This is a genomic window from Planktosalinus sp., from assembly GCF_059864935.1.
The window spans coordinates 1-4,169 of sequence record NZ_JCBCCK010000178.1; the positions used below are offsets into that span (position 1 = coordinate 1).

3 protein-coding genes and 1 pseudogene are annotated in these 4,169 nt (G+C 40.8%); all 4 read right to left on the minus strand.

Translation table 11 applies throughout. From position 1 onward, the window contains the following. Positions 1 to 394, minus strand: a pseudogene (locus AC6F75_RS06635) (arginine--tRNA ligase); the annotation flags it as partial. A 316-nt stretch (positions 395 to 710) separates the two neighbouring features. After that, positions 711 to 1,448, minus strand: a complete 738-nt coding sequence (rlmB, locus tag AC6F75_RS06640) for a 23S rRNA (guanosine(2251)-2'-O)-methyltransferase RlmB (RefSeq protein ID WP_500714171.1) — start codon at positions 1,446 to 1,448, stop codon at positions 711 to 713. A gap of 71 nt (positions 1,449 to 1,519) precedes the next feature. Beyond that, entirely contained in the window at positions 1,520 to 2,473 is a 954-nt protein-coding gene (locus AC6F75_RS06645) for a hypothetical protein (RefSeq protein ID WP_500714172.1), read from the minus strand. 13 nt (positions 2,474 to 2,486) lie between these two features. Beyond that, a partial coding sequence (locus AC6F75_RS06650) for a SusD/RagB family nutrient-binding outer membrane lipoprotein (RefSeq protein WP_500714174.1) occupies positions 2,487 to 4,169 on the minus strand: 1,683 nt, incomplete at its 5' end.

Genomic DNA, 4,169 nt, shown 5'->3' on the forward strand with positions numbered 1-4,169 from the left:
CCAAATGCAACGGCTTGTTAGTGTTGGGAGAAGCATACTCCACCATCATGGCTTTGTCTCCCGGTCTTGGTGACTGAAATCCATAGTCCTCATCGTCTTTTATCTTTCTGAAAAAATCGAGGTAATAGCTGTCTGAAATCACCAGATTTAAAAAACCTTTTACCACGTTATATGCAGAAACCTCCTGTAAATGTTCGACTAGAAAGGCTCCAAGTTCATTGCCTAATTGTTCCGGGTTGGTTTTGTTATACCGCAACATTGGAAAAGTAACTATCGTAATATCACCTTCGAATTCCTTCCGGGTGGCCTGAAACTCCACTGATGGTAACTGAGTGTTGTATAATGTAAGCAAGGCTTCTTTGGCTTTAACTTCTATGATTTGCTGTAAATTCATTTGGAAAATTCTATTTCAAGGTGTAAAGATAATTAATGGTTTCAAGTTTCAGGTTTCAAGTTTCAAGTTTCTTCACTTCTCAAACTTTGGGTGATCGTGATGATGTTTTCTATTTTTCGGATATTGTATAGCAATATAACCACAAATCTCACAAGGAAGGCACAGGGTTCATAAAGTTACTTGAGAAGTTTTCCTTTTCAGTACTGTTTTTGGTTTATGGAATCTGCTTACTGGTAGGAAAGTTTGATACTCAGAAATTTAAACCTTCTAAGTTAACACTTCTGGCTTTATACTTCTAACTTTGTAGTTATATCTTCTAACTTAACCGTTGCCTCACCACTTCATAGAGCATTGCACCGCAGGCAACGGAAACGTTGAGCGAAGCGATTTCGCCTTGCATAGGCAATTTTGCTGTCTCGTCTGTGGTTTTTAGTACTGATGGATTGATGCCCCGGTCTTCTGAACCCATAATCAGGGCGATAGCGGGCTTTAAATCCAAATCGTAGAAGGCTTGTGAAGCTTTTTCTGTGGCAGCAATAACTTTAACACCTGATGATTGTAAATAAAACACAGCATCCTTGATGTGGTCCACCTTACAAATGGGAACCTGAAACACTGCCCCTGCCGAAGTTTTAACCGTATCGGCATTAACGGGTGCGGCACCGTGTTTCTGGATAATGACCCCGTGCACACCGATACAGGAAGCTGTGCGTAATATGGCACCGAAATTTCGGGCATCTGAAAGCTGATCCAGAATTAAAAACAAAGGTGTGTCTGACTGTGCAAAAGTTTGTTCCACAAGGGTTTCAAGCGCAACAAAAGTAATTGGAGAAATGGAAGCAATAGCCCCTTGATGGTTGCCGCGATGCATTTTATTGAGCTTCTCAACAGGTACATAAGAAAATTGAATGCCCTTCTGCTTAAGAAGTTTTAACAAACTGCTCATCAACTCTCCCTGAGTGTTTTTTTGAATAAACACTTTGTCTATTGTAGTGCTTGCGTGAATTGCTTCAAGAATAGCTCTAATTCCTATGATTTGGGTATTTTTTTGCATAAAAAACAAAGGTAAATAAAAAACCACCTTAAAGTGACTTTAAGGTGGTTGATTATTACAATAAAAAACAATTAATCTTGAAAAATTACAGGCCAATTTTCTCCTCCAGCTCGAGTAAGAGTAGTAATACCTCCTTCTCCCGTTTGATAGCTGCTCACAAACTCTATAACCATTTCAGGACCATTTACACTAATTATCTCATAAGTCCAGTTTTCGCCATATTGATCAACTCCAGCTGTATTTAAATTACTACAAAACCATACAACTCTGGCTGAATTTGAGGTCGCAGGGCTATCATTCCAACAAGAGGACTCAAACAACCCAAATGAAAAATCGCTAGTAGTATAAGACCCTTCAGTGTTGGTATCACCCCAGATTACCGATCCGGTAACTGTACCTCCACAAGGATTACTCCCTGGAATATACATATTTGTGGTAACAAACGTATGTTCACCAGCTAAACTCTGATTATTAAAAGGGCAAACAACATTTGAATTATAAACAAATGGCGAAGCAAAAAATTGATTTCCTAAAACGGTTGAAGAAGCGTTGTAATTGCTCCATCTTCTACCATCTTTAAATACTAATTCAAACCTAATCGGAAAAACATCTCCACCTGTATAGTCATTAGTAGTCATAGAAAGAGCGTTTTCCAATTCAGATATTCCTATTTCCAGAAAAATCCTAGGTAACCTTTCACCTAAAATAAACTCTGAACTTGGTATATTTGCAAGTAAAACTTCGTCCTTGTTGTTCTGCCCGTTGTTTTCGTTGTCAATAAAACTGGCATAAACCTCAACCCTATCAGTTAAGCTGCCATCTTCAGAATCTTGAACTTCAAGAAGATAAGACAATAAAATACTGGGGTCATTATATTCAATATCAGTACTTATTTCCAATGTTCTTAGGATACCCCCGTGGGTAGTGTTGTCAAAAACCAAGTCAGTTGTTGTCTCAGTATCACTACAAGCAAAGAGTAGTAATACTAGAGAGAATAATGTTGATTTAAAAAATATATTTTTCATAATTTTCTTTTTTTTAGTTGTTTTGTGGGAATCCGTCCAGTGGGTTGGTATCCCAGAATACACGAGTTGATACATCCGGCTTTTGATCGATGCTTGCATTGTTGTTTGCGGCATTGGCCGGATAAAAATGTGAACGGATAAATCTACCCGGACTTGGCTCAATATGTGGCTGCACGTCTCGCGGAGCTCCGGTTCTTCGGTAGAAGTTGTATGCGTCTATGCCGTTACCGTATAGCGACACAAAAAACTCCTTGGCCAATACATCCAGTTTGTCAGCTGTGCTTGTAGCAGCGGTCAAATTAGCACTGGCCTCTGCTATGTATGTGGCGTCATCGGCTACGTCGGGTATCTTTGTTTCATCAAATGCATTTACATGTCTCTGTGTAAATGTCCTGACATAACTAATGGATTTTTGTATCCCATTGGCCATATGTGTGGTTGCATTGCCTGCTCCACCATAAAGAGCCGCCTCAGCTTTCCAAAAATCAACTGTTGAACTCAGTAGTATCGGGGTGACCCCATTTCCTCGGGCACCTAACTCACTGCTGCTAATTCCGGCAAATGCATCGTCATCAAAACGACCGCCAACCGGATACAGGCCTACTGCTGTTTTTAAACGTCCGTCTGGCGGAAGTCCTTCCTTGTTGCCGTGGTCCCTACCCCAGTAACCTTCAGCATCAGCTGAGTTGGGATAGCCGGGATAACAATATACTGCTCCAATAGCCTGATAGTGGGACGGGATGGGCTCCACTGCACAGCGAATCAACTGAAACTGCTGAGCGGCACTGGTGGGCAATGCACTGCGCTGTCTGTAATAGTAGTAACGAATGCGTGGATCTTTGATCGATTTGTCATTCATCATCAAATCCATCAACCAGATTGAGGCATAAGTGTTGCCATCTGCCCCGGCAGTTTGGTAGTTGGCCGCAAACCCGGGATGACGTGACTCAGGGTTGGTGCTAACCCCCCAATTAAACACAAAATTGTCTGTGTTGTCTGTTATATAATCACCGGAGTTAACGATTTGTTGAAAGTTGGAAATGGCATTGTTATTCACCAAACGAGTCTGGATGTAAGCCTTCATTTTTAAAGTATTGGCCACCTTTATCCATTTGTTGAACTGATTGTTGAAATACAAATCTGTTGCCAGTGGTGGACCGTCTGATTCAAAATTTGCTATTGCTTGATCCAATAAACTGATAACCTCTGCGTAAATCGATGCAGCGGGGTCAAGACCCGGATCAAGATTGAACTCATCAAATGCCTCTGAATAGGGAACATCTCCAAAATAATCAACCAAGGTCATCATTAAAAAGGACTCAACTACCTGGCCAACCCCTATGTGCTTGCTTAATCCAATCTCCTCTGCAAGATCGTTCATCGTGCGGATGTCTTTTATGACACGTTGGTATGAACTTGACCAAACACCATTGAAACTGGTAGAGCCATAAGCAGTATTATAGTTTCCGCCACCACCGTGCATATATGTTATCCTGGTGGTTTGACTCCCAATATTGCCAAATGTGTTTACAGTCCTGGCAAAACTAATCTGAATGTCATTGATAAAGAAATTGACATCGGCCTGATCAGGGGTAAGTGAATTGGGATTGTCTATCAAATCCATCTCGGTGGTCTCACACGAATTCAGTGCAAAAAACCCGATACTGGCCAAAATAAGTATTTTTAATTTTTTCAT

Excerpts from the sequence above, each read along its gene's own strand:
- AC6F75_RS06645 (WP_500714172.1), bottom strand. The coding sequence starts at position 2,473 with ATGAAAAATATATTTTTTAAATCAACATTATTCTCTCTAGTATTACTA.
- rlmB (WP_500714171.1), bottom strand. The coding sequence starts at position 1,448 with ATGCAAAAAAATACCCAAATCATAGGAATTAGAGCTATTCTTGAAGCA.